This is a genomic window from Paenibacillus sp. J2R1T-4, from assembly GCF_059692235.1.
The window spans coordinates 59,939-83,131 of record NZ_JCAUBA010000021.1 but is presented as its reverse complement, the minus strand read 5'-3'; the positions used below and the strand labels follow the sequence as shown (position 1 = coordinate 83,131).

Here is a 23,193-nt window from a genome sequence, read left to right as displayed (position 1 = left end):
CATGCCCTTTTTAACGCAAACGTCTGAATTCTCCAATGACCTCAACGGTTTCCACGATGTTCACCCATGCCTTCGGATCTACTTCACGAATGATTTTACGCAGTTCCGCAAGTTCATAACGGGTCATTACAGTCATAAGCATATCCTGGTGATTGCCAGTAAAAGCTCCTTCAGTCTTGACCAGGGTGACTCCGCGGGGAAGCTGGTGCAGTCGTTCAATAATTTGTTGTTTGTATTGAGTGATGATGAAGGCTGTAATTTTGAGCTGACGAATATGTATGGTGTCTATTACTTTACCTGTGATGAAGATCGCAAGCATCGAGCGCATAGCCAGATCCCAGTTGAACAAGTAACCTAAGGCAAACACAACGGAAGAATTTAAAAAGAAGAGCAGGGTCCCGAGTTGAAAATTACGATTCATCGTCACTATGAAACCGACAATATCGAACCCTCCAGAAGAGCCTCCGACGCGAAGCGAAATTCCAGTACCTAATCCAATCAATACGCCCCCGAATACGGCTCCAAGCAAAGGGTCTTGATTGAAATTATCACTTGGTACAATCTGCATGAACCAGGAGGTCAGCAGTACAGACAGAATACTTAGCAAGACGAAACGTCTGCCCACAACAATCCAACCCCAGATCAGAATAGGGAGGTTGAAGACGAAATAGACGAGTCCAATGTTCCAATTGAGAAAATAACCGACAATCATGGAAATACCGGATACTCCGCCGCTAAGCAACTGATGAGGAATAAGGAACATGTTAAAGCCAGTAGCAATCAGAAGCGCGCCGCACGCAATTACGAGCATATGGATTGCATCACGCACTGTTATCATTTGTCTCATTATTGGATCCCTCCACATTTAGTATGTCCTGACAAAGTAAAAAATCCGCAGACTATAGAGAGTCGGCGGACTTCATAATTGTATTCATCGCAATGGCTAGCGTTTCTTGGATGAGAAGCTGCCGGATCTGCTAGAGGTCTTGGGCTTGCTTGTTGATGATTTCACTGTTGGTGAGGAACCATCATTTTTGCGTACGGATGAAGAGGAACTGCTTTTCGATGATGATGATGAAGATGATGTTGATGGCTTGGTCGTAAAGTTACCTGTGCTTCCAGAGCTGGAACTTGACGGCGATGTCGCTGAGCTGGAGCCGCTCTTGGACGTATCGGTGCTGCTGCTCGTACTCCCCTTAGAGTTGAAGCTCCCCGTTCGATCTGAGGTGGAAGGGTTGGAGACATCCGTCCCTTGCTTAGTCGAGGTTGAGCTTGTCGTGTTCTTACTGCTACTGCCATATCCGGTGTATGTGGTGCTTTTCTTGGAACTGGACCAATCCGATCCGAACAAAGATTGCAAAAGCACAGCAGTCATGTACCCTTCGAGAAACGAAGAGTTATAATTCTGCTTGGCATACTCAATCGAATCAATTTCTACCAGTGCATTGTTCTCGTTATTGGGGTCTTTATGAACATTAATAATACGATTGCCATAAACAAGAAACATCTGCTCGGGATCTTCTTTGCTGATCTCCTTAGGTTTCTCATGGGCGGCGATGTCTTGCGCTGTCTGCGGGACGGTCTTCCCTTCTGCTGAGTATATCTTGGCGGAGGCTTTCCCTTTCCCGTCTACGTCGACAAGCTGGTAAGAATCTTTTACATAACTGCTAGCGTTCGTACAACCTGCAATTAAGGCCGCCATCAGAAGGAAGGCTATCCAAACTTTCCATCGTCTCATAGGGGCGTTCACCTCCTGTTGCTGCTATTTTTTCGTTGACGCCGATGTGGTTGTGGACTGAAGTCGTTTGATCTCGGCTGTCGGAATTCGGTTCCCTTGCATAGCGATGAATTTGCCGTCCTGCCATTGCAAGAAGAAATGCCGCTCCTGATCTGCGAAATACCGCCATATCAGCACATCGTCTCCATTACGCAAGTCGGTGTTTCCCTCTGTTCGGGAGACATCTTTACGGTTGTATTCCATCTCGAAGGAAGTCTCTCCGTCAAGGACAAGCTTTGTTGGCACATCGTTCGGATCATCCAATGAACCTTCGAGAAATTCACATAGATAACAATCCATCGCTCGACCTTTCTCCACAATTAAACAATCAATTTTTCGGCCATTCTGTACATAATAAGCAAATCGGTGCGGTGCATAACCGCGATCGAAGTAGCTGACCTTCCCGGTAACGATGTACTCTTCCAAATCAATGCTCAGGATATCGCCAACCGTCGTTTGTTCCAAAGGATGCAAAGTTTGGGCTGATGCAGGTTCTGGTTTATGAGATTCGCTTCTGATTATTGAACGGATTCTTTTCCAAACGGACATAGGTAGTCTCTCCTCACGAAACATGTTCTTGTTACATTATACGGGAAAAACCTAAGGAACGTTGCAAAAAATAATGCCAAGCAGAGGGGATTGCGATCGAAAAATAAGTAAAAGGCACCCGCCACTGGAAATGTACAACTGTGCTGTGTTATAATAACAAAGATATTCTTAAGTTCGGCTAGTATTTTCCAGGCGGAAAATGCTTTTTTTTGCGATCAGCATGCTAAACTTGTCAGACGTTGCACCGTGCCGGTTGGAAAAAGGTACACTATTCGGAGAACCCGATGTCTTCAATAAAAGTCGTGCTTAAGGGTAAATTTAATACTTGGTAAGGGATATATAAAGCCCTTAGAGTAAAGGAGTATAAACAATTTGAAAGCTTTTGCAGATTTTAATCTAGACCCGAACGTGCTTCGGGCGATCACTGAGATGGGTTTTGAAGAGTCAACCCCCATTCAGGAAAAGACGATCCCGTTAGCTATGGAAGGTAAGGATTTGATCGGTCAAGCACAGACAGGAACAGGGAAGACAGCGGCTTTTGGTATTCCGGTTATTAATCGCATTCAGGTAACAGAAGACCGCATCGTAGCTCTGATTATGTGCCCAACGCGGGAGTTGGCCATTCAAGTAGCGGAAGAAATTAGCAAACTGGGCCGTTTCAAAGGTATTCGCTCATTAGCGATATACGGCGGACAGGATATTGTGAAGCAAATCCGTGCTTTGAAGAAGAAACCGCAAATCATTATCGGAACACCAGGACGATTGTTAGACCACATTAACCGTAAGACGATCAAACTGGATAATGTATCCACAGTTATTTTGGACGAAGCAGACGAAATGCTGGATATGGGTTTCATGGAAGATATCCAATCCATTCTGAGCCTTGTGCCTGCAGAACGCCACACTATGCTGTTCTCAGCTACAATGCCGGAGAACATCAAGAAGCTTGCTAAGCAATTCTTGCGTGACCCTGAGCATGTGTCGGTTATCCCTAAGCAAGTTAGCGCACCGCTTATTTCTCAATACTATATCGAGCTGCACGAGAAGCAGAAGTTTGATGCGCTTTGTCGTCTGATCGATATGGAGTCACCTGATCTAGCGATCATCTTTGGACGCACGAAGCGTCGGGTGGATGAGCTATCTGAGGCACTTCAAAAGCGCGGTTACTCTGCTGAAGGATTACACGGCGACTTGTCGCAGAACCAGCGCGATCACGTTATGCGCAAATTCCGCGATGGCAGCATCGATGTCCTGGTTGCAACCGACGTAGCAGCTCGCGGGCTGGACGTATCCGGTGTAACTCACGTTATTAACTTTGACCTTCCGCAAGATCCTGAGAGCTATGTTCACCGTATCGGCCGTACCGGCCGTGCAGGACGCGAAGGAAGTGCTTGGACATTCGTTACTCACCGTGAAATTGATCACTTGCATTTCATTGAGAAGCTTACTCGTCACAAAATTACCCGCAAGCCTGTGCCAAGCTTGGCTGAGGCGATTGAAGGCAAGCAACGTGTTACTGCTGAGCGTGTAATTGAAGTTATGAACTCTGACAACTTCGGTGAGTTTAAGGGTATTGCGATTCAACTGCTGGAGCAATATGATTCCGTACAGCTGATTGCAGCTGCATTGAAGCTTATGACAGGTGAGAAACGCGATGTAGAAGTCGAGTTGACACCTGAAGATCCGCTTCGCGCTAAGAAGCGTCGTCCAGACGTTCGCAGCTCCGGACGCAGAATGCCGGGCTCTTATGTTCGCGACGGTCAGGGCAGCAGCAGCGGCGCTAGCCGCGGTGGATATGGCGGCGGTGGCGGATACGGTGGTCGCAGCAGCGATCGCGGAGGCAGTTCGTACCGCGGAGGCAGCAGTGGCGGCAGCAGTGGCGGAAGCCGCAGCAGCTATGACCGCGATCGCGGAGGAAGCCGTGAAGGCGGAGAGCGCAAGCGCAGTGAAGGCGGCGACGATCGCCGCAAGCCGAACGGCTCCAAAGAGTTCGTGAATAACTAATTGGTGTATGCAACCAGCCTCTGTAGAGATCTTCTCTACGGAGGCTTTTTTCACGCTCAAAAGGACGGCAATGTCGTATATTTGCTTTTTACAGCATGGTTTAAGACTGCCGATGGGTGGTTTAGTTGCAAAAAAGCAATTAAATCTGAACTCAGCTACAAATAACCGTCTGGCATTCGGATTGTTTACATAAACGTGGATGACCAATTTCTGGGGAACACTTGAAACATTTTTTTGCATTTCCAGAACGGGATAAGTTATTATGGTAATGGACAAGAGGTTGAAGGAGGATATGGGATTGGAATTTCGTGGGCTAATGGGTGGTTTTTACCGAATATCGGAATGGATTATGAGATTGTCAGTCATTAATGTATTGTGGGTCATTTGTTCGTTTCCGTTCTTCTATTTGGTGCTGGCTGGACTTTTGGCTGTATCGGAGAATCCGGAGATAGCCATACAATCCCTTACATTAATTGCGATTGTAACGCCATTTACATTGTTTCCTGCAACTGCAGCAACCTTCGCGGTAGCTCGTAAGTGGGTAACAGGTGATGCGGATGTGCCACTGTTCAAAACTTATTTTCGCGCATATAAGGAAAATTATTTGCAGAGTATGCTTGGCGGTATTTTCTTTATCCTGCTGTATGTAATCGTATACGTAAACTATACGTTTTACTTGAAGCAAGGGAACACACTTAGTGTATTGTCGATTTTATTTATTGTTCTCCTTGTTATTTTAACGAGCTCTATGTTTCATTTCTTCTCCCTGATGGTTCATTTTCACATGAAGATTTTCCAGCTAATCAAGAATGCCATTCTTTTGACCATCGGGAATCCGATTAGCACGTTTTTATTAATGGTCACCAATGTGGCTGTTCTATACGTCAGTTTCTACAAATTTACATTCTTGATTCCTTTCTTCATGGGTAGTATTTTGGCAACGGTTTCGTTCTTTTACTTCCATCGGATTTTCGATAAGATCAAGATGAAGACCGAGAAGGAACAGAAGATCAAGGAGGAGAAGGAAGAGGCCGAACGCCAGGAGGCTGAACGCCTGGAAGCGGAGTCTCCGAACTCTAATCTTGAACGTCATGAGGAATCTAATGATTATCCTCCGGCAAATGGAAATCAGGAACGGAAATAACATTAGTTGTCTCTTGGTTTACTTTTAGTAACGTTAAGCCTATAATTGAGCTACAATCGAATGAAGCACGAATGGTCCTGCGATGTTCGTCACGATTTTCCTAATGTTTTAAACCAATGAAACATTGTTCGGGAGTCCAATATTGCCGTCCCGATGACATGCCCTCTAAAGGGGACTTCAGACTGATGGTTGCGGACACCCACCTGCGAGAGCGGGTTTGAAACAAGAGAATCGAACGACATATGCGGGTTTTTTGTGTTATTCATTCGGTTTGTTTTTTTAGTATTAATGCGTATCCTTGCTTATGGATGTTATTAGATCAACTACATAGTGGGAGTGGGACGAGAAAATGAAAATTTTTATCGATACGGCCAACGTAGAGGAAATTCGCACAGCGCATTCACTTGGTATTCTGGCTGGGATAACAACGAATCCTTCGCTAATTGCTAAGGAAGGTAAAGACTTCTTCGAAACCTTGAAAGAGATTATTTCTATTGTCGGGAATGAAATTCCGATAAGTGCAGAGGTTATTTCTTTGCAAGCTGATGAAATGGTTGAGCAAGGTCGCAAATTAGCGGCGATCAGTCCTAATATTGTAGTTAAGGTTCCTATGACAGCAGATGGTCTGCAAGCTACAAGCAGGCTTACAGCGCACGGTATCAAGACGAATGTTACATTGATCTTCACCTCTACCCAGGCTATTCTAGCTGCCCGTGCAGGCGCCACATATGTATCTCCTTTCATTGGGAGACTAGATGATATTAATCAAGTGGGCATGAATCTGATTCGAGAGATCAGCCAGATTTTCCAAGTCCATGACATAAAGAGCGAAATTATATCAGCAAGCGTTCGTCATTCGGCTCACGTTATTGAAGCCGCCTTGTTGGGAGCGCATATCGCGACTGTACCTCTGAAAGTCATTCAACAAATGATCAAACATCCGCTTACAGATCAAGGTATTGAGAAATTTACAGCCGATTGGGAAAGTGCCAAGCTAAGTAAATTTTAATGGATGCTTATGCTCTTGAACTGCATAGAACCTCTTATATTCCTTCATACTAAGTTGAATGTTGCGTGAGGCAGCTTCCTTTTAGGATGGAGGTTTTTACTATGTCGAGGAATTCGGATCAATTGAGAATAAGCTGGACGATTATTGTATTCCTATGCATAGCTATGCTTGCAGGTGCTCTGCTGCCTAAGGTTTCGTATTCATTCAGCACGAATGATGTGCGTTATGGATCTAGAGGCGCGGATGTAAGGGAGCTTCAAGGCCGATTGGCGTATCTGGATTATTACAGGGGACGAATAGACGGTGATTTCGGAAGTCAGACACTTCGCGCGGTTAAAGACTTTCAATTCAGATTCGGGATGAAAGTGGATGGAGTGGCAGGAGCTAAGACTAAGCTCAGGCTGTATAATGCAACTAAGAATTGGGCTCCCGGAGCCATTGGAGGAAGCGGCGGCTTGCCAAGCGCCCAATCATTCAGCGATCAGGAAATTCGCATCATGTCGCAAGCGGTATACGGAGAGGCCAGGGGAGAGCCTTATGTTGGACAAGTAGCGGTAGCAGCTGTCATTCTCAATCGGGTAAGGAGTTCGTCCTTTCCTAATACGGTGTCAGGTGTCATCTTTCAACCAGGAGCTTTCACTGCGGTTGCGGACGGGCAAATCTGGTTAACGCCGAATGATACCTCTTTGAGAGCCGTACGGGATGCAATCAACGGCTGGGATCCTAGCGGTAATGCGTTATACTATTTCAATCCGGATACAGCAACATCCGCATGGATCTGGACCCGTCCGCAAATCAAAAAAATTGGGAAGCACATTTTCTGCAAATAAACTTAACGAACCCTTCTTAATATGCTACAATATTTAGCAATAGGACGTATTATATAAGGGGGACTGGAAGTGGAGAGGGAGCTTGCGCTAGAAGTAGTTAGAGTTACAGAGATGGCGGCGTTATCTGCAGCACACTGGATGGGTAGAGGGAGAAAGAATGAAGCAGACGAAGCCGCTACGAGCGCAATGCGTCGAATGTTTGACACGGTCTCTATCCGGGGAACAGTCGTAATCGGTGAAGGGGAAATGGATGAAGCGCCGATGCTGTACATTGGCGAGCAGGTAGGCAGTATGCAAGGACCTGAGGTGGATGTTGCGGTTGACCCTCTGGAAGGCACGAATATTGTAGCTAGAGGACTCGATAATGCGATCTCGGTGTTGGCTATTGCAGGGAAAGGTAACTTGCTTCACGCACCTGATATGTATATGGAGAAGCTTGCTGTAGGTCCTTCCTTGGTTGGTAAAGTAGATATTAATGCTCCGCTTGAGGAAACACTGCAAATTGCAGCCAAAGCCCAGAAGAAGAACATCAGTGACCTCACGGTTATGATGTTGGATCGAGAACGTCATGAAACAATCGTGAATACTTTGCGCCGAGTAGGCGTTCGTATCAAGTTCCTCACCGATGGGGATGTGGCCGGCGCTATTGCACCTGCGATGGCAGAGAGCGGGATTGATCTGTTCCTGGGTTCTGGAGGAGCGCCAGAAGGTGTGTTGGCTGCAGCTGCTCTGAAATGCCTGGGCGGCGAGCTTCAAGGCCGCTTGATGCCAGGTAATGCGTTAGAGTATCAACGTTGTGTATCCATGGGACTCAGCGATCCGTACAAGGTATTATCGATGGATGACATGGTAGGCAAGGACGATGTAATCTTTGCAGCTACAGGTGTTACCTCTGGAAGCTTCCTGCAGGGTGTTCGATATTTAGCAGGGGAACGAGCTGAGACACATTCACTTGTTATGCGTGCAAAAACGCGCACCATCCGTCATATTCAGACTCAACACTACTTGCCGAATAAGCAGCTGTTCCACAAATGAACTGCAGGGTTGAACCGCCGGGAAATACCGGCGGTTTTTTTGCTTGAAATAAAAACTTCTGGATTAATCATCGAATATTGATTATGATCAAAAAAGAAGGGAAATGATCAATAAAGAAAAGGTAACTATATATTATCCTTATACAGGAGGCCTTCATGTTCGCTGAGGAACGCTATGTACGTATTATGGAAGTCGTCAATCAAGCGGGGAAAGCGACAGTGTCTGAGCTAAGTGAAGCGTTGGGTGTATCGCAAGTAACTGTTCGCCGTGATCTTGAGAAGCTTGAGGAGAAGGAACTGCTGCTTCGCACTCATGGCGGAGCTATGGCGCTTCATGCCCATGTGAATGAAGTGGCGCACGAGAAGTCTTTTTCTGAGAAAGCTGAAGCGTTAGTGGAAGAGAAAGAACGAATTGCGGAAGCAGCAGCCAAGCTCATTCATGATGAGGACGCCGTTATGCTGACGCCTGGTACGACCAGCATGTTTATCGCCAAAAGGCTAGTAGGGAAGAAAAAGCTTAAGATTGTAACAAATGCAGCCAATATAGCGGTTCAAATAGGTAACTATGCTGATCTGGAAATTATACTGATTGGTGGGAAGCTTAGACCGAAATCCTTTGCCCTTGTTGGTCCATTGGCTGAAGACACATTGAAGAACGTGCGGGTGGACAAGTTATTTCTCGGAGTTGATGGCTTTGATCTGCAGGAAGGGCTCACCACGCCTAATATTTCGGAAGCGAGCATGGATCGGCAAATGATATCTATAGCCAAAGAAGTCATCGTCGTTGCTGATCACAGCAAATTCGGTAAAGTGTTCTTCTCTCACATAGCGCCTTTACAAGCCGTGCATACCGTGATTACCGATCGCGGATTGAATAAGGATACATGTGACAAGATCAGGGATAAAGGCATTCAACTCATACTCGTATAAAAATTTGTTCCCTCATCTTGTCATTAAGAAGGTTCATCCGTTACAATAAGAAAAGAAACTAAACGAAAGCAAATTATCATAAATGTAACTAAACGGGAGGAATTAATCATGCCATTAGTATCATCTACCCCAATGCTCCAGACTGCCCGCGCCAACGGATATTGTATCGGTGCGTTCAATGTGCACACTTTAGAAATGTTACAGGCGGTAGTAGAGGCTGCAGAAGAAACAGACTCGCCGCTTATTATTCAATCCACAGTTGGAACTGTAAAACATCTTGGACCTGAGTATATCGCGGCTGCTTCGACAGTTGCTTCGAATTTGTCCAGAGTGCCGATCGCTCTTCACCTCGATCATTGCACGGATTTTGACTTAATCGTTCGTTGTATAAGGGCGGGTTACACTTCGGTCATGATCGACGCATCCCATTCACCATTTGAGGAGAATGTACGTCAGACACTTAAGGTCGTTGAGGTTGCTCGCGCAGCAGGTGTCAACGTTGAAGCCGAGCTGGGTAAGGTAGGCGGCGTTGAGGATGATATTGTAGTAGCGGATAATGAAGCGTTAATGGCCGATCCCGATGAGTGTGTGTTATTCGTTGAACGGACAGGGGTTCCCACACTTGCCCCCGCAATTGGTACAGCCCACGGCATTTACAAAGGTGAGCCGAAGATTGATTTTGACCGAATTAAGCGGATTGCGGATAAAGTACCTGTTCCTCTAGTTTTGCACGGCGGCTCTGGTATTCCAGAAGAGCAAGTGCGCAGAGCGGTATCACTGGGGATGGCGAAGATGAACGTAGCTACCGAGCTGCGGATTGTATTCTCTGATGCTATCAAGGAAGTATTCGCAGCTAATCCTGATGAGAATGACCCGCGCAAATATATGATCCCTGCCAAGAAAGCATTAAAAGCGGCAGCGATTGAGAAGATGCGCTTGTGCGGTTGTATCGGTAAAGCGAGCGATTTCCGCGGATGATTACAACCGTTACTTTGAATGCAGCGATAGATAAAACTTACTTTGTTGAAGGTTTTGAGCTAGGTAAAGTTTCTCGTATAGGCCGGCTGATTAGCTACCCAGGGGGAAAAGGAGTGAACGTTGCTCGTGTTGCGCATTTATTAGGCGGTTCTGTTCAGGCGACAGGCTTCGTTGGCGGCAGCAATGGGCAATTCATCGAACGTGAGCTGGAGAAACAAGGGATTCGTAGTGGATTTGTTCGTGTCGAGGGTGAATCGAGGTTGTGCCTGAACATTATTGACTCGGTCAATCACTCATCAACCGAGCTGCTCGAACCCGGACCTGAGATCTCTGAGTTTCAAGCTGAAGAAATGAAACGCCGTATAAGGGAGTTGGCAGCCGGCTCTGGAATTGTTGCTATGTCAGGCAGCTTGCCCAAGGGACTGCCAAGTTCATTCTACGCTGAACTGATAGGAATTGTTCGTGAGGAGGGGGCGCTTGCCATTCTGGATGCGAGCGGTGATGCGTTGCTCCACGGTATTCAAGCGAAGCCATTCATGATCAAGCCGAATGAGCAGGAGGTTGAGAAGCTGCTCGGCAAGAAACTGGAGCAAGAGAGTGATCTGTACGACAGTATACATCAGCTTATGCGGGATGGGATTACGTGTATAGTAGTTTCGTTGGGAGCGAATGGATGTGTAGCTGGTTATGATGGTTCCTTGTACCGTGTCCATGCACCGCGTATCGAACCGGTGAACACAGTAGGCTGCGGCGATTCCTTTGTTGCCGGCATGGCTGTATCGTTGCGGCGCGGTGACTCAATTGAGGATGCTTTGCGCCTTGCAACAGCGACAGGAACAGCAAATGCGCTTATGGCGGAAGCAGGGAACGTTCGGTTGGAGGACGTAGCGCGTTTGCAGCTGGAAGTTGAAATAGAAGCAATTATTTAATAGAAACGTATGCCAATCTGCTAGGATTGGCTTTTTTGTTTGGCGTTTTCATGATAATATGTAAGGTAGGACAAATAGCATATCTTGCTTGAATGGATAGAGGGGGATAACACCGTTGTTGAAAAGAACCTTGATTGGACTTATGCGCAGCCATGAAGTGACGGGAGAGAAAGCAAAGGACCCGGAACTGAAAACCCGCTATTACAAAATTTCCAAGGATCAGCTCTGGGAAGAAGTCGTTACCTTGCTGAAGAAGGTTCCAAAGTATACTATCCTTCACGAAGTGAAGAACGTCGGGGAAATTGTAGTTACGAAGAAGACGATGACAGGTCGCACGCAGGATATTACTCTTACTTTATTTGCGATTAATCCCGTGAAATCGGCAGTTGATATTTATTCCGCTTCACGAGGCTCGCTTGGTGATTTGGGATCGAACTACAGAACGATTTTGGAATTGTTCAAGATTTTCGATCAGAAGTTGGCTAGTTATAAAGTTGACAAGTAATGCAGGAGAACAGCCTTGAGCATATCGCTTAAGAGCTGTTTTTTTATGGATCCAAAAACGACCTGACCAATAACATTGGCCAGGTCGTTCTCGTATTATGTAGCAGTAAAAATCTTACAGAAGACCCTTAACTGCTGCAACTGCTGATTCGTAGTTCGGGTGTTCAGTCATTTCTGGCAAGTATTCAACGTAAACAATTTTGTCATTAGCATCGATAACGAAGATCGATCGCATCAACAGCTGGAATTCCTTGATCACTACGCCATAAGCAAGACCGAATGATTTCGCTTTGTAATCGGACAGTGTTTCTACTTTGTCGATCCCTGCAGCTCCGCACCAACGTGCTTGTGCGAAAGGAAGGTCCACACTGATCGTCAGAATGGCAACATTGTCGCCGAGTCCTGCTGCCTCTTCATTGAAGCGGCGAGTTTGTTGATCGCAGACACCTGTATCGAGTGAAGGTACTACGCTGATCAATTTCACTTTTCCTGCATAGTCTGCAAGTGTAACTTCAGTCAACAAGTTCTTGTTTACTGTAAAATTAGGAGCTTGATCTCCTGCTTTCAATTCCGGACCTACCAATGTGATCGGGTTGCTCTTAAATGTAGCGACTCCAGTACGTTCTTGTGCCAAAAGGACCATCTCCTATCATGATTTTTAAGCTTTTTACCAATACTTATTATAATCTAACATTTCTACACTTGTCCAATAAGAGGTCATATGAAACGAGTGCCGAGGCATTTCGTATAAATAATAAGCTCTCTTATGCGCCCCATTGTTTTAAGGTATGATGGTAAGAGGAACACTAAACTATGGACAGTCAGAAGAACGAGGAGGGATCCTTATTTTATTTTTACGTTACGAAAGCTTCTCCCAGTATGTGCGATCCTATCCGATTACAACAGCCATATTGCTTATTCAGACCGCTCTATTCGTATGGATGTCCATTGTAGGGAGCTCTACGGATAGTGAGACGTTAATCCAATTTGGTGCCTTGGTGAACGTTCCTCCTTACTCTGGGGAATATTGGAGGTATCTCGCGGCCGTTTTTCTACATATCGGATTTGATCACTTGTTGTTCAACAGCTTCTCCATCTTCGTATTTGCTCCCCCACTAGAACGATTGCTTGGAAAATGGCGCTATGCAGTCTTTTATCTGGGAAGCGGGCTGGCAGGAAATCTTATTAGTGAACTGTTGTTTCGCGGGACACATCTTTCGGCTGGAGCATCAGGAGCTGTATATGGGATATTCGCGGCGTATCTGTACATTGCATTATTCCGCAAGGAAGCGATGGATAAACAATCATCCACTACAATCAAGACCGTTCTGGTTGTCGGAGTGGTGTACTCTCTAATCGTGCCCAATGTAAACTGGTATGCGCATCTGGGCGGCTTTTTGGGCGGTATGCTGCTGTTTCGTCAAATGATTAGGAGGTAACAAGGCAGTGGAACTTAGGCAATTACAGTACTTCGTGAAGGTGGCAAAGAAGCAACACGTCACGCAAGCAGCTGCGGAGCTTCATGTAGCGCAATCGGCAGTCAGTCGGCAAATCCACCAATTGGAGGAAGAGCTGGGGATGCAGCTGTTCGTTCAGAAGGGACGCAACCTTCAGCTGACACCAGTAGGTAAATTATTCCTGATTCGAATAGATGAGATGTTGAATGGCCTGGACAAAACGGTGATGGAGATGCGAGAATTTCTCGATCCGGAAAAAGGGGAAATTCGCATTGGATTCCCTCATACACTTGGCATTAGCTTGATTCCAACGGTTGTAGCGGACTTTCGCAAAGGACATCCGGATGTCAAGTTCCGGTTAAAGCAAGGCACGTTCACTAGCTTGATTCATGATGTAACCAGAGGAGAGGTAGACTTGGCCTTCATCTCTCCGTTCCCGGAGAAGCATGATCAGGTGGCAGGGGAGCTGCTGTTGACGGAAGAGCTGTATGCCGTCCTCCCAAGTACCCATCCGTTAGCAGGGCAAGAGTCTATCCGTCTCGAGCAGCTGAAGGATGATCCATTCGTCATGTTCAGTGATAATTATTCTTTGCGGACTATCGTGTATGAAGCTTGCAAGGAAGCGGGCTTCACACCTCAGATAGGATTTGAAGGGGAAGAGACGGATACTATAAGAGGGCTAATAGCGGCTGGGATGGGGGTCGGCATTCTTCCGGAAATGGCGCTGGCTGAGATTAGTCCGCTTATGCCTGTCAAAGTGAGGCTGACAGCGCCGATCGTAACGCGAACGATCGGGCTAGTCAGACGCAAAGGGGAAAAGCTGCCGATTGTAGCTGAGATGTTCCAAAAGTTCTTATTCGAACAATTCAAAACCCAATGAAGGAAAACAGCAGCAAAAAAAGCTTTCTTCTCACGTCGGAACTCGACAATGGAAGAAAGCTTTTGTGGTTATATCGTTCATTAATCGTCGCTGCGACTGTTGAAAATCATAATATACTTTACCAACTCAAGCAGGGAGATTAATGCAGCCGCTACGTATGTGAGTGCAGCAGCGTTCAGAACCTTGGCTACTCCGCGCTCTTCATCATTGGAGATGTAACCGCTCATAACCATGGCATCTCTAGCTCGACTGCTAGCATTGAATTCTACCGGCAGAGTGATCAACTGAAACACTACGGCAGCGGAGAAGAAGACAATCCCAAGTCCAAGCAAGAAAGAGAACTGTTGGAAGATCAATCCTGCAATGATAAGGAGAGGTGCTACCCCTGATGTGATATTGACTACAGGGAACAAGTTGTGACGAGCAACAAGCATCGGATAACTCTGTTTATGCTGGATAGCATGACCTACTTCGTGACAAGCAACCGACACGGCGGAGATGCTGCTCTCATAATAGACAGGCTCGGATAATCGGACAACACGTCTAATCGGATCGTAATGATCGGATAGAACGCCCGGTACAGGTTCAATCGGAATATCTTCAAGACCATTATCATCGAGCATCCTTCTTGCGGCTTCATAACCATTCATTCCGGAAGAGACAGGGACGGTGGACCATCGCTTAAACGTTCCCTTGACTCTGAACTGTGCCCACAAAGAAACACCGAAGGCGATAATAATCAAAAAGTCCATAGGATGAAAAAACATGTCATACCCTCCATTAATATAGTCTACATGAGTGGACCTTTCCCAAGAAGAAGCAATAAGGCTTCGATACAAGCTGCGCTCTGTGTGGCTAAGTTATTAAAAGCATTGTTGGCTTGCTTAGGCTTCATCTGCGAGAGCAGCGGACTTATTTCCTTCACTTCCCGCTCCAATTGCACAAGGCGCATCTGGAGGGATGTAAGCTTTTCTGTCACAGCCTCGCTTCGACTAACTTTCTGCCACAAATCCAAGCTTTCCTTAATCTCTTCTAGGGTGTATTTCTCTTTCTTCATATCTTCTATACGTTTCAAACGTGCAACGGTTTCATCACTGTACAACCTATAATTCTTGTCTGATCGTTTGTCGGGTGCAAGCAGCCCTAACTTCGTATAATAATCGATCGTGCGCGGACTGACATTGGAGAGGCGTGCAAGTTCCCCAATCTTATACAGAGTCGTTACCCCATCTCTGCTCCCCCCTCTATTATGTACCGATTTCTATTTCTTCTCTCATCATAACGAATGCCAACCATACAGTCAAACGTTATGCTTCCGACAATATGGTGAAATTGCGGAAAATATTAATTCGAGTCATATAACCTAACATGAATAGCTTGTACTTACGAATAATACGATAGATTTCCAAGATAAATGTACGGTTTTTTGCGAAAAACATGAAATAGCATATTGTCAAATCCTGATTCCCTAGTTATAATGACACTATCGGTTTCATATCATGTTATAAAAATTGACACGAAGGTGGGTAATCGAATGAAACGGGTACTATTAATGGTAGGTTTAATGGTGTTGGCCTTTCCGACACTGGCTTTAGCAGCAGGTGACCCTCCTACAAATGAGCAGTTGTTTCGCGCAGTAGATGCTGTATGGGTCATGTTAGCGGCAATCTTAGTCATTTTCATGCAAGCTGGGTTTGCACTCCTGGAAGCAGGTTCGACCAGAATGAAGAATGCTGGTCACGTAGCAGGTAAGACGATTTTAACCTTCGGAATCGCTGCTCTTGCGTTCTGGGCTATTGGATTCGGATTAGTGTTCGGCGACGGAGGGAACCTGAACAAGATTATTGGTTGGGGTGGATTTTTCGTAAATGGGACTGAAGAGCAAGCAGCTGAAGCATTTGGTTCTTTATCCTTCTCAGTAGTCCCAATAGGCATTAAGTTCCTGTTCCAGTTGGCGTTCGTTGGAGTTGCGCTTGCCATCGCGTGGGGCGGATTCGCTGAAAGAGCGAAGCTGTCGGTATACTTCGTGTTCGGAATACTGTTCACGGTTGTAATTTATCCATTCGTTGCGCATTGGATCTGGGGTGGCGGTTGGCTCGCTGAACACGGTAAACAAGACTTTGCAGGATCAACGGTTGTTCACTTACAAGGTGCTACAGCTGCGTTAGTTGCAACCCTCTTGCTGAAACCGCGTCTTGGCAAATACAATAAAGACGGTAAGCCGAATATGATTCCTGGACATAACCAGGTGTTGTCCGTACTCGGTGTAATCATTCTTTGGATCGGGTGGTTCGGATTTAACCCAGGCAGTACGTTGACGGCTGTGAATGATGGATTCTTCGGATTCATCGCTTTGAACACGAACCTTGCAGCAGCAGCAGGCGGGGTGGCTGCATTGGTCGTATCCTGGATGTACTTCGGTAAAGCAGATATTCCTAGTATGTTGAACGGTGTTCTGGCTGCGTTAGTCGCCATTACTGCATCTTGCGCATTCGTAGAGCCATGGGCAGCAGTAGTGATCGGTCTAATAGCAGGTACACTTACATTTTTCACGGCTCAATGGTTTGAGAAAGCGGGTATCGACGATCCGATCTATGCCTTCTCGGTTCATGGTATCGCAGGTATATGGGGTTCGTTATCCACTGGATTCTTCGCGGCGCCTCGGTTAGTAGAAATTGTAGGTGTAGGTAGAGAGGGTCTGTTCTATGGCGGCGGATTACATCAATTAGGTATTCAAGCGATGGGTGTAGCTGTATCGTTCGTCTTCGTCTTCGTCCTTTCATATGTGATCTTGAGTATTATGAAGAAGACAATGGGACTGCGTGTTACGGAAGAAGAAGAAATCATGGGCTTGGACATCAGTGAGCACGGGACGTATGGCTACCCGGAGCAAATGAAAAAGGCAGGCAACGAGACGATAAGTGTCTAAATTCAAGCTGCTGGAGGGGCTTATGGAAGGGTATAAGATGTCCGGACTGGAAGAACGTATTAAACGGGCGGCAAGCATCCCGGAATTGCGCTCCTTGCGGGAAGAGATGGTAGAGAAATTCCCGGCCCCTCCTGCTCTATTGTTCATCGGACAATGGTATGACCAACTAAATCGGCTTCATGATCATTTTATCAGGAGAACCTTGATTCTAAGCGAGCGTCGGCTACGTGAAGAAGGGATGGGTTCTCCTCCCGTTCCTTATGCGTATGTACTCGTGGGCAGCGGAGGGAGAGCCGAACAGACTCAGTGGAGTGATCAAGATAATGGGTTGGTGTATGCGGAACCTTCGGTGAATGAGGCGGAGAAGACGGAAAAATATTATCAGGAACTCTCTGAAGTGACCTTCCAGGCATTACGGGAGATCGGTTATCCGCCCTGCGAGGGCAATGTGATCAGCACGAACCCGCAGTGGAGAAAGTCGGTATCCGATTGGGTGCGTATGCTTCAAGGCTGGTTCGGTGATCCGCAATGGGAAAATGTGCGTTACTTGCTGATCGCGGTAGATATGAGATGTGTGCACGGTGACGAATCGCTTGTCGAGACGCTGAAGAATGCCATTCATCATGAAGTGAAGAAGCGTCCCTTGATTATGGGAGATATGCTGCGCAATACGCTTCATCATAAGCCTTCACTCGGACCCTTCGGCAATCTGATCACGGAACGGTACGGATTGGATGCAGGCGGTCTCGATATCAAATATGGCGCCTACATTCCGCTGATCAACGGCATCCGGCTGCTATCTGTTGAAGGTGATGTTCAGTATACTTCTTCTATGCAGCGTATAGAAGCATTAATAAAGCAAGGGTTCATTGAGCAGGAGCTTGGCCTGAGGTGGAGGGAAGCGCTACAGTTCACACTATGGCTGCGAACTCAGACACCTTTTCAGTTAGAGAATGGCATTTATTCGACCAGAGGGATTCTTCAGGAAGAACAGCTGGATCGGGAACTGAAGCAAAGATTGCGCAGAGCTCTCCGGAGCGGCCAGGAGCTCCAGACACTTGTGAAGAAGCGGACCGAGCGGTTGCTGTCGGAATACCGGACGGAACGGGGGGGCACCCAATGAAAGATATGTCTGCCGTTGGACGCATGTGGCACTTATACAAAAAAGGCGGTATTACGCCTGCTGTTGCTTCTATGTTCGATGCTCAGAATGCCCAACATATGGCCTTCATCCGATCTTTCATGAAAGAGCAGCGAAAGAATAGCCTATACGACGTATCCTTGGAATCCCTTGATGCGGTCGTCTTCGATCTGGAGACGACCGGCTTCTCTCCTTATAATGGTGACGAGATTATATCCATTGGCGCGATATCTGTAACCGGGGAGCAGATCATCACAGATCAAACCTTTTACAGCTTGGCTCAACCTAAGCGTAGAATTCCGGATGAAGTAATACAACTCACAGGTATCACGGAAGAAGAGGCCGCGGATGCGCCGGAACTCATTACTGTTCTGCGGGAATTTCTCGAATTTGTTCAACATCGAGTATTGATCGTTCATGGAAGCGGACACGACAAACATTTTCTGAACTCGGCGTTATGGAAGACGTCAAAAGTGAACTTATCTCATCGGTTGCTTGATTGTATGATTCTAGCCAAACGCATCCATCCGAAACGGGCCAGCTACAGTCTGGATGCCTTGTTAGACAGCTATGAGATCGAATCAGCTAGTCGCCATCATGCTTTGCACGATTCGGTAATGACCGCGAAGCTTTGGGGGAAGCTGTTGCAGGAAGTGCTGGAACGTGAAGTGACTACGCTCGGGGACTTATACGAATATTTAAGCCATTGAACCATTCACCATCGCGCTGCTTGGCGGTTGAATGGTTTTTTGTTTGATTGTATGCGAATATAACCTCTGTTTTCATTGAGAGAATAAGGTGGACAGGGAAGTGTGGCCATGCACTCAGCAGATCAGCTTGAGACGGATAAGCAGAAGCAGCAGGATGGGAATGAAAAGTCCCGATCAGACTATGCTCCCGTTTCAAGACAAGCTCCACCCATTCTTCTGCGTCAAAAGTAAAGCTCACAGACGGGTGAAATGCGCGGTTCGTGACTGGGATAAACCCGCTTATATAAACCTCCTCACCCCGTACAAATCCTTCTAATGCTCCGCAAGCTTCCTCGGGCAATGTTGATCTGCAGTAAGCCTTTAGCTGTTCAACTGTCATCTGATCAATTACAACCATGGTGTCCATGCTGCTCCTCTGCGGGAAATAGATTCCCCTACAGTATAACGGAGTTCAGGGTGCTAATTCACTTGTTTATCCGGCTTGATAAGGAAAAAAACAAGACCAAGTGTAATTAGTGAAAGAGCGGATACGGAGATGAATATGATTCGTTCTGACTTATCCATCATCCAGCCGAACAGGGGAGGTCCTATAGCGACACCCAGAAATCGCAAGCTGTTATAGAGGGAGGTGATCATTCCTCTTTGTTCCTTCTCCACAGCTCCAGTAATCATGGTGTTCAGACACGGAAGAAGTAAGCCTGTTCCGATGCTGCTTAGGGTCAACAAGCCGATAAAGATGTATAAATTTTTGAAGAAAAAGATCGTCGAGCCTAAAGAAATCACCATAAGAGAAAGTCCGATAAGCATTAACCACCGGATAAGAACACCATTCTTTTTAATGAAGCTTCCCGTGGTATAAGAGGTTACGACCAATCCGAGCAGCGGTATCGCCAATACTAACCCTTTTGCTATCCCGTCGATGTTATAGGGTTCCTCCTCCAAGCTATTGGATAAATAGAACAACACCCCGAACAAGATAAACAAACCTAACGAACCGGCGAAAAAAGAGGTAATTAACCAACGCCCTTTTTTCTTCATAATATCTCCGATGGACTTCAGGTATGCCTTTAGTTTAAGCGGCTTTTTCTTATTCTTGGGTTCTTTGATCAACCAGATCACAGCGATTAGGGATAGTGCGCAAAACACAGGAAAAGCAAAAAACGATGCATACCAAATAATAAGGGCGAGTAAGGAGCCGATAATAGGACTCAACACTTTCCCTGCTCCGTTAGAAGCCTCCGTCAAGCCGAGCGCTTTGCTTTCTGTAGGACCGCTGTAGAGATCGCCTACTAGCGCCATTGCGATTGGAGCTGTTCCTGCTGCCGCCATTCCTTGAATCGCTCGAGCTATGATGATGATCGTATAGGATTTCCAGATTGCGCCGAACCCAGCCAGGATACCCGCTGCTCCATATATGATTAGGGAGGGAATGATAATGGATTTTCTAGTGAATTTGTCTGAGAGGTATCCGATTACCGGGATGAATATGCCTGCCGAGAAGGAGAAAAGAGTGATGATAAGACTGCTTTGAAATTGTGAGATTTGCAGCTCGCGTTGCATGTCCGGCAGTATGGGAACAAGCATCGAATTGCCCAGAACGAGCACTAAAGGGATTGTTGCAATCGCCATAAAAGTGAGCCGGTTTCCTTTACCACTTGTCGAATTGGATGATTTCTTGCTGGACGATTGCTCTTCTTCGGGTGTTAGACTGTCTATATCGCTCTCGAACACGATCTGTAGCTTACGTGACTTCGTATTTGCTGACATGCGTATATTCCTCCTGAGGGAGTTCTCTGATAAATATACTATCTCCTCAGTCAGATTCATCCATTCCGGGTTGTTTTGCCAAATTTCAGCTAATTGCCATATCTGTTGTGGAAAATAAGGAAGAGGGCATGCTAAACTGAAGCGGAAGATTGAAGCGCGTACCAAATGGATAGCCTAATAAAGGATTCGATGCGTTATTAGTCTCCAAGTCAAACGACAAAGGACGGACAATTCCTATGAAGAACAAAAAAAATATAGCTGTGATGCTGTTAGTGCTTGTGCTTGCTGGGTTCGCGGTGTATCAGAACATGGCGACTGCTAATAAAGAAGTGTCTGCGCCGAATGAAACAGCGCCCAAACCGAATTATAAAGCCCCTTCCTTCTCATTGGAGGGCCTGGATGGAAATCCATATCAGGTTGGCGGCCCTCGTGACAAGGTGCTGGTCATTAACTTTTGGGCATCCTGGTGCGGACCCTGTGAGGCAGAAGCGCCGGACTTGAAGAGGCTGGCGGATAAGTACAAGGATGGGTTGGATCTATATGCCGTGAATGTAACCTCACAAGATCGAATGGATAATCTTCAATCATTCGTGAAGCATTTTAACTTTGATTTTCCAGTTCTTCTTGATAAGGAAGGGAGTGCAGCTGACTTGTACCGGGTTCGCGGACTTCCAACCACGTATCTAGTCAATAGGGAGGGCGTCATTACAGACGTATTCAACTTATTGAATCCTGCGGAGCTAGAGAAACGGATACAACAATTGATTAAGTGAAACAGAAACAACCTGCTCTTCGCTTGGAAGCGAGCGAGCAGGTTGTTTGGTTTTGTGAACGATTAATGATTGGCGATCCCAACATGCTCTTCCTGAGCGGATTGGCCTTCTACATGAAGCTTGCCAATAAGCGAGTACTGGATACTGTCTACGAGTGCTTCCCAGCTTGCTTCAATTACGTTCTCGGACACACCTACCGTATTCCACGTGTTCTGGAAATCAGTCGTTTCGATCAGAACGCGGACCTTGGCGGCTGTGGCGTCTTTCTCGTCCAATACACGGACTTTATAGTCACTGAGGTGCATTTGCTTAATATCAGGATAATAAGGGATCAGCGCCTTACGCAAGGCGTTGTCCAGGGCGTTAACGGGTCCGTTGCCTTCGGCTGCCGTATATACGGTCTCGCCATGCACCTTAAGCTTTACGATTGCTTCTGATGCAACCGTGTTGCCTGCTGATTTCTCAACTAGAAGCTTGAAGGATTCCACGGTGAAGGCTTCTTTAATATCGCCATAAGCCCGTCTAAGGAGAAGCTCCAGTGAAGCGTCTGCGCCTTCGAATTTGTAACCGCGATGCTCAAGTTCCTTGATTTTCTCGATGATGTCTCGAGTTTGGTTATGCTGCTTGTTGAGATCCAGCTTCAGCTCCTGTGCCTTGGCCATCAGATTGCTCTGACCGGCAAGCTCCGATACCAATACACGCTGCTTATTCCCGACAAGCTCGGGCGTAATATGCTCATAGGTCTTCGGATGCTTCATAATGGCGGATACGTGAATCCCGCCTTTGTGCGCAAAAGCTGCCGCCCCTACAAACGGCTGGTTCACCGGCATGTTAACATTAGCGATCTCGCTTACATATCGAGCGACAGATGTCAGGTTCTGCAGCTGCTCGCCAGAGATACAGGAATAGTTTAACTTCAACTGCAAATTCGGAATGACGGAGCATAGGTTAGCGTTCCCGCACCGCTCCCCAAAGCCATTGATCGTACCTTGCACTTGACGGGCCCCTGCTTGAACAGCGGCGATACTGTTGGCCACACCCAATTCACAATCATTATGAGCATGTATCCCTACAGGGACGTTTACTTTACTACAGACGCTGGAAACGATGTCGTAGATCTCACCAGGCAATGATCCGCCATTCGTATCACACAGTACAATCCAATCAGCACCTGCTTCTTCGGCCTTCATAATAGTCTGAATCGCATAATCAGGGTTATTCTTATAGCCGTCGAAGAAATGCTCCCCCAAATATATGACTTCCAAGCCGCTCGTCTTCAAATATTGAACCGAATCAAAGATCATCGCCAGATTCTCTTCTAGAGTTGTCTGGATGGCAGTATGGACGTGAAAGTCCCAGGACTTGCCAAAAATCGAAGCTACGCTGACGCCAGATTCAACCAGACGGTTCAGGTTAGCATCCGTTGCTGCGTTGGAATCCTTGCGTCTTGTGCTGCCGAATGCTGTAATCTTGGCATGAGTCAAGTTCAGCTCGTTCGCACGACGGAAAAATTCAATATCCTTGCTGTTGCTTCCAGGCCAGCCGCCTTCAATATAATCAACGCCCAGTTGATCCAGCTTCTGGGCTATTTTTAACTTGTCATCAACGGACAAGCTGATCCCTTCACCCTGTGTTCCGTCCCGTAGGGTGGTGTCGAAAATACTTACTGCGCTTGACATGGAACTTCCTCCTTAAACACTTTCAGAATACGCCAAAAAAGTTTCCTTTCATTATACCATTTCCCTGTCCATTTGTTGAATTAATTTTCATTAGGGAATTTGCAGGCATTGCAACATACATTGACTTGACCTGTATAGATCGAAAAGGTATGCTTTAATTGATTTTCTG

General features: G+C 46.5%; 24 protein-coding genes and 1 other RNA gene. 16 read left to right on the top strand and 9 right to left on the bottom strand.

Annotation, left to right across the window (positions count from 1 at the left end; genetic code table 11):
- Positions 1-10: 10 nt before the first annotated feature.
- From AC58QD_RS26850 to AC58QD_RS26840, 3 genes are all read right to left on the bottom strand, one after another.
- Positions 11-847: a YitT family protein gene (locus AC58QD_RS26850; RefSeq protein ID WP_497338111.1), complete on the bottom strand. Its 837-nt coding sequence runs from the start codon at positions 845-847 to the stop codon at positions 11-13.
- A 96-nt stretch (positions 848-943) separates the two neighbouring features.
- Positions 944-1,738: a DUF4247 domain-containing protein gene (locus AC58QD_RS26845; RefSeq protein ID WP_497338110.1), complete on the bottom strand. Its 795-nt coding sequence runs from the start codon at positions 1,736-1,738 to the stop codon at positions 944-946.
- Between the two features lie 24 nt (positions 1,739-1,762).
- A complete protein-coding gene (locus tag AC58QD_RS26840; RefSeq protein WP_497338109.1) occupies positions 1,763-2,326 on the bottom strand; it encodes a DUF4178 domain-containing protein in 564 nt (187 codons plus the stop codon).
- A 372-nt stretch (positions 2,327-2,698) separates the two neighbouring features.
- On the opposite strand from AC58QD_RS26840, the gene cshA reads away from it, so the two are divergent.
- The 10 genes from cshA to AC58QD_RS26790 all read left to right on the top strand — a co-directional run bounded on the left by cshA (position 2,699) and on the right by AC58QD_RS26790 (position 11,689).
- On the top strand, positions 2,699-4,330 hold the full coding sequence (gene cshA / locus AC58QD_RS26835) for a degradosome RNA helicase CshA (RefSeq protein WP_497338108.1): 1,632 nt from the start codon (positions 2,699-2,701) through the stop codon (positions 4,328-4,330).
- A gap of 292 nt (positions 4,331-4,622) precedes the next feature.
- Positions 4,623-5,474, top strand: coding sequence for a YesL family protein (locus tag AC58QD_RS26830; protein ID WP_497338107.1), 852 nt, complete (start codon positions 4,623-4,625; stop codon positions 5,472-5,474).
- A gap of 71 nt (positions 5,475-5,545) precedes the next feature.
- A non-coding RNA gene (ssrS, locus tag AC58QD_RS26825) (6S RNA) lies at positions 5,546-5,729 on the top strand.
- Positions 5,730-5,823: 94 nt separating this feature from the next.
- Positions 5,824-6,483: a fructose-6-phosphate aldolase gene (gene fsa, locus AC58QD_RS26820; RefSeq protein ID WP_497338106.1), complete on the top strand. Its 660-nt coding sequence runs from the start codon at positions 5,824-5,826 to the stop codon at positions 6,481-6,483.
- Between the two features lie 101 nt (positions 6,484-6,584).
- Positions 6,585-7,313 (top strand): spore cortex-lytic enzyme, encoded by a 729-nt coding sequence (gene sleB, locus AC58QD_RS26815; RefSeq protein ID WP_497338105.1) that lies wholly within the window; start codon positions 6,585-6,587, stop codon positions 7,311-7,313.
- A gap of 69 nt (positions 7,314-7,382) precedes the next feature.
- Entirely contained in the window at positions 7,383-8,348 is a 966-nt protein-coding gene (gene glpX / locus AC58QD_RS26810; RefSeq protein ID WP_497338104.1) for a class II fructose-bisphosphatase, read from the top strand.
- 155 nt (positions 8,349-8,503) lie between these two features.
- The gene (locus AC58QD_RS26805; RefSeq protein WP_497338103.1) at positions 8,504-9,277 is read left to right on the top strand and encodes a DeoR/GlpR family DNA-binding transcription regulator; all 774 of its coding nucleotides are present in this window, start codon (positions 8,504-8,506) and stop codon (positions 9,275-9,277) included.
- Positions 9,278-9,385: 108 nt separating this feature from the next.
- Entirely contained in the window at positions 9,386-10,255 is an 870-nt protein-coding gene (fba, locus tag AC58QD_RS26800) for a class II fructose-1,6-bisphosphate aldolase (RefSeq protein WP_497338102.1), read from the top strand.
- The gene (gene pfkB, locus AC58QD_RS26795; RefSeq protein WP_497338101.1) at positions 10,252-11,184 is read left to right on the top strand and encodes a 1-phosphofructokinase; all 933 of its coding nucleotides are present in this window, start codon (positions 10,252-10,254) and stop codon (positions 11,182-11,184) included. The genes fba and pfkB overlap by 4 nt, the downstream gene beginning before the upstream one ends.
- 115 nt (positions 11,185-11,299) lie before the next feature.
- Positions 11,300-11,689 carry a DUF1499 domain-containing protein gene (locus tag AC58QD_RS26790; protein ID WP_497338100.1) on the top strand — a complete coding sequence of 130 codons (390 nt, stop codon included), beginning with the start codon at positions 11,300-11,302 and terminating at the stop codon, positions 11,687-11,689.
- 114 nt (positions 11,690-11,803) lie between these two features.
- Here AC58QD_RS26790 and tpx read toward each other — a convergent pair whose 3' ends face one another.
- Positions 11,804-12,322, bottom strand: a complete 519-nt coding sequence (gene tpx / locus AC58QD_RS26785; protein ID WP_497338099.1) for a thiol peroxidase — start codon at positions 12,320-12,322, stop codon at positions 11,804-11,806.
- 154 nt (positions 12,323-12,476) lie between these two features.
- Between tpx and AC58QD_RS26780 the strand changes: the two genes are divergently transcribed.
- Together AC58QD_RS26780 and gltC are read left to right on the top strand one after the other, a co-directional pair.
- Entirely contained in the window at positions 12,477-13,127 is a 651-nt protein-coding gene (locus AC58QD_RS26780; RefSeq protein ID WP_497338098.1) for a rhomboid family intramembrane serine protease, read from the top strand.
- A gap of 7 nt (positions 13,128-13,134) precedes the next feature.
- Positions 13,135-14,025, top strand: a complete 891-nt coding sequence (gltC, locus tag AC58QD_RS26775) for a glutamate biosynthesis transcriptional regulator GltC (protein WP_497338097.1) — start codon at positions 13,135-13,137, stop codon at positions 14,023-14,025.
- Positions 14,026-14,105: 80 nt separating this feature from the next.
- Here gltC and AC58QD_RS26770 read toward each other — a convergent pair whose 3' ends face one another.
- Entirely contained in the window at positions 14,106-14,792 is a 687-nt protein-coding gene (locus AC58QD_RS26770) for a zinc metallopeptidase (protein ID WP_497338096.1), read from the bottom strand.
- 23 nt (positions 14,793-14,815) lie between these two features.
- The gene (locus tag AC58QD_RS26765; protein WP_497338151.1) at positions 14,816-15,241 is read right to left on the bottom strand and encodes a MerR family transcriptional regulator; all 426 of its coding nucleotides are present in this window, start codon (positions 15,239-15,241) and stop codon (positions 14,816-14,818) included.
- A 318-nt stretch (positions 15,242-15,559) separates the two neighbouring features.
- On the opposite strand from AC58QD_RS26765, the gene AC58QD_RS26760 reads away from it, so the two are divergent.
- Genes AC58QD_RS26760 through AC58QD_RS26750 form a run of 3 tightly spaced genes read left to right on the top strand, consistent with a single transcriptional unit; the run spans position 15,560 to position 18,805 of the window.
- Positions 15,560-16,954 (top strand): ammonium transporter, encoded by a 1,395-nt coding sequence (locus AC58QD_RS26760; protein ID WP_497338095.1) that lies wholly within the window; start codon positions 15,560-15,562, stop codon positions 16,952-16,954.
- Entirely contained in the window at positions 16,947-18,077 is a 1,131-nt protein-coding gene (locus AC58QD_RS26755; RefSeq protein WP_497338094.1) for a DUF294 nucleotidyltransferase-like domain-containing protein, read from the top strand. The genes AC58QD_RS26760 and AC58QD_RS26755 overlap by 8 nt, the downstream gene beginning before the upstream one ends.
- Positions 18,074-18,805, top strand: a complete 732-nt coding sequence (locus tag AC58QD_RS26750) for an exonuclease domain-containing protein (RefSeq protein ID WP_497338093.1) — start codon at positions 18,074-18,076, stop codon at positions 18,803-18,805. Before AC58QD_RS26755 ends, AC58QD_RS26750 begins: the two co-directional genes overlap by 4 nt.
- On the opposite strand, the gene AC58QD_RS26745 is transcribed toward AC58QD_RS26750, so the two are convergent.
- Together AC58QD_RS26745 and AC58QD_RS26740 are read right to left on the bottom strand one after the other, a co-directional pair.
- Positions 18,768-19,211: a M67 family metallopeptidase gene (locus tag AC58QD_RS26745; protein WP_497338092.1), complete on the bottom strand. Its 444-nt coding sequence runs from the start codon at positions 19,209-19,211 to the stop codon at positions 18,768-18,770. The two genes, AC58QD_RS26750 and AC58QD_RS26745, sit on opposite strands and share 38 nt — an antisense overlap.
- 53 nt (positions 19,212-19,264) lie before the next feature.
- The gene (locus AC58QD_RS26740; protein WP_497338091.1) at positions 19,265-20,572 is read right to left on the bottom strand and encodes an MFS transporter; all 1,308 of its coding nucleotides are present in this window, start codon (positions 20,570-20,572) and stop codon (positions 19,265-19,267) included.
- Between the two features lie 236 nt (positions 20,573-20,808).
- Between AC58QD_RS26740 and AC58QD_RS26735 the strand changes: the two genes are divergently transcribed.
- Positions 20,809-21,345, top strand: a complete 537-nt coding sequence (locus AC58QD_RS26735; RefSeq protein WP_497338090.1) for a TlpA family protein disulfide reductase — start codon at positions 20,809-20,811, stop codon at positions 21,343-21,345.
- Positions 21,346-21,407: 62 nt separating this feature from the next.
- Here the strand turns inward: AC58QD_RS26735 and cimA are convergent, their stop codons facing one another.
- On the bottom strand, positions 21,408-23,024 hold the full coding sequence (cimA, locus tag AC58QD_RS26730) for a citramalate synthase (protein ID WP_497338089.1): 1,617 nt from the start codon (positions 23,022-23,024) through the stop codon (positions 21,408-21,410).
- Between the last annotated feature and the right edge of the window lie 169 nt (positions 23,025-23,193).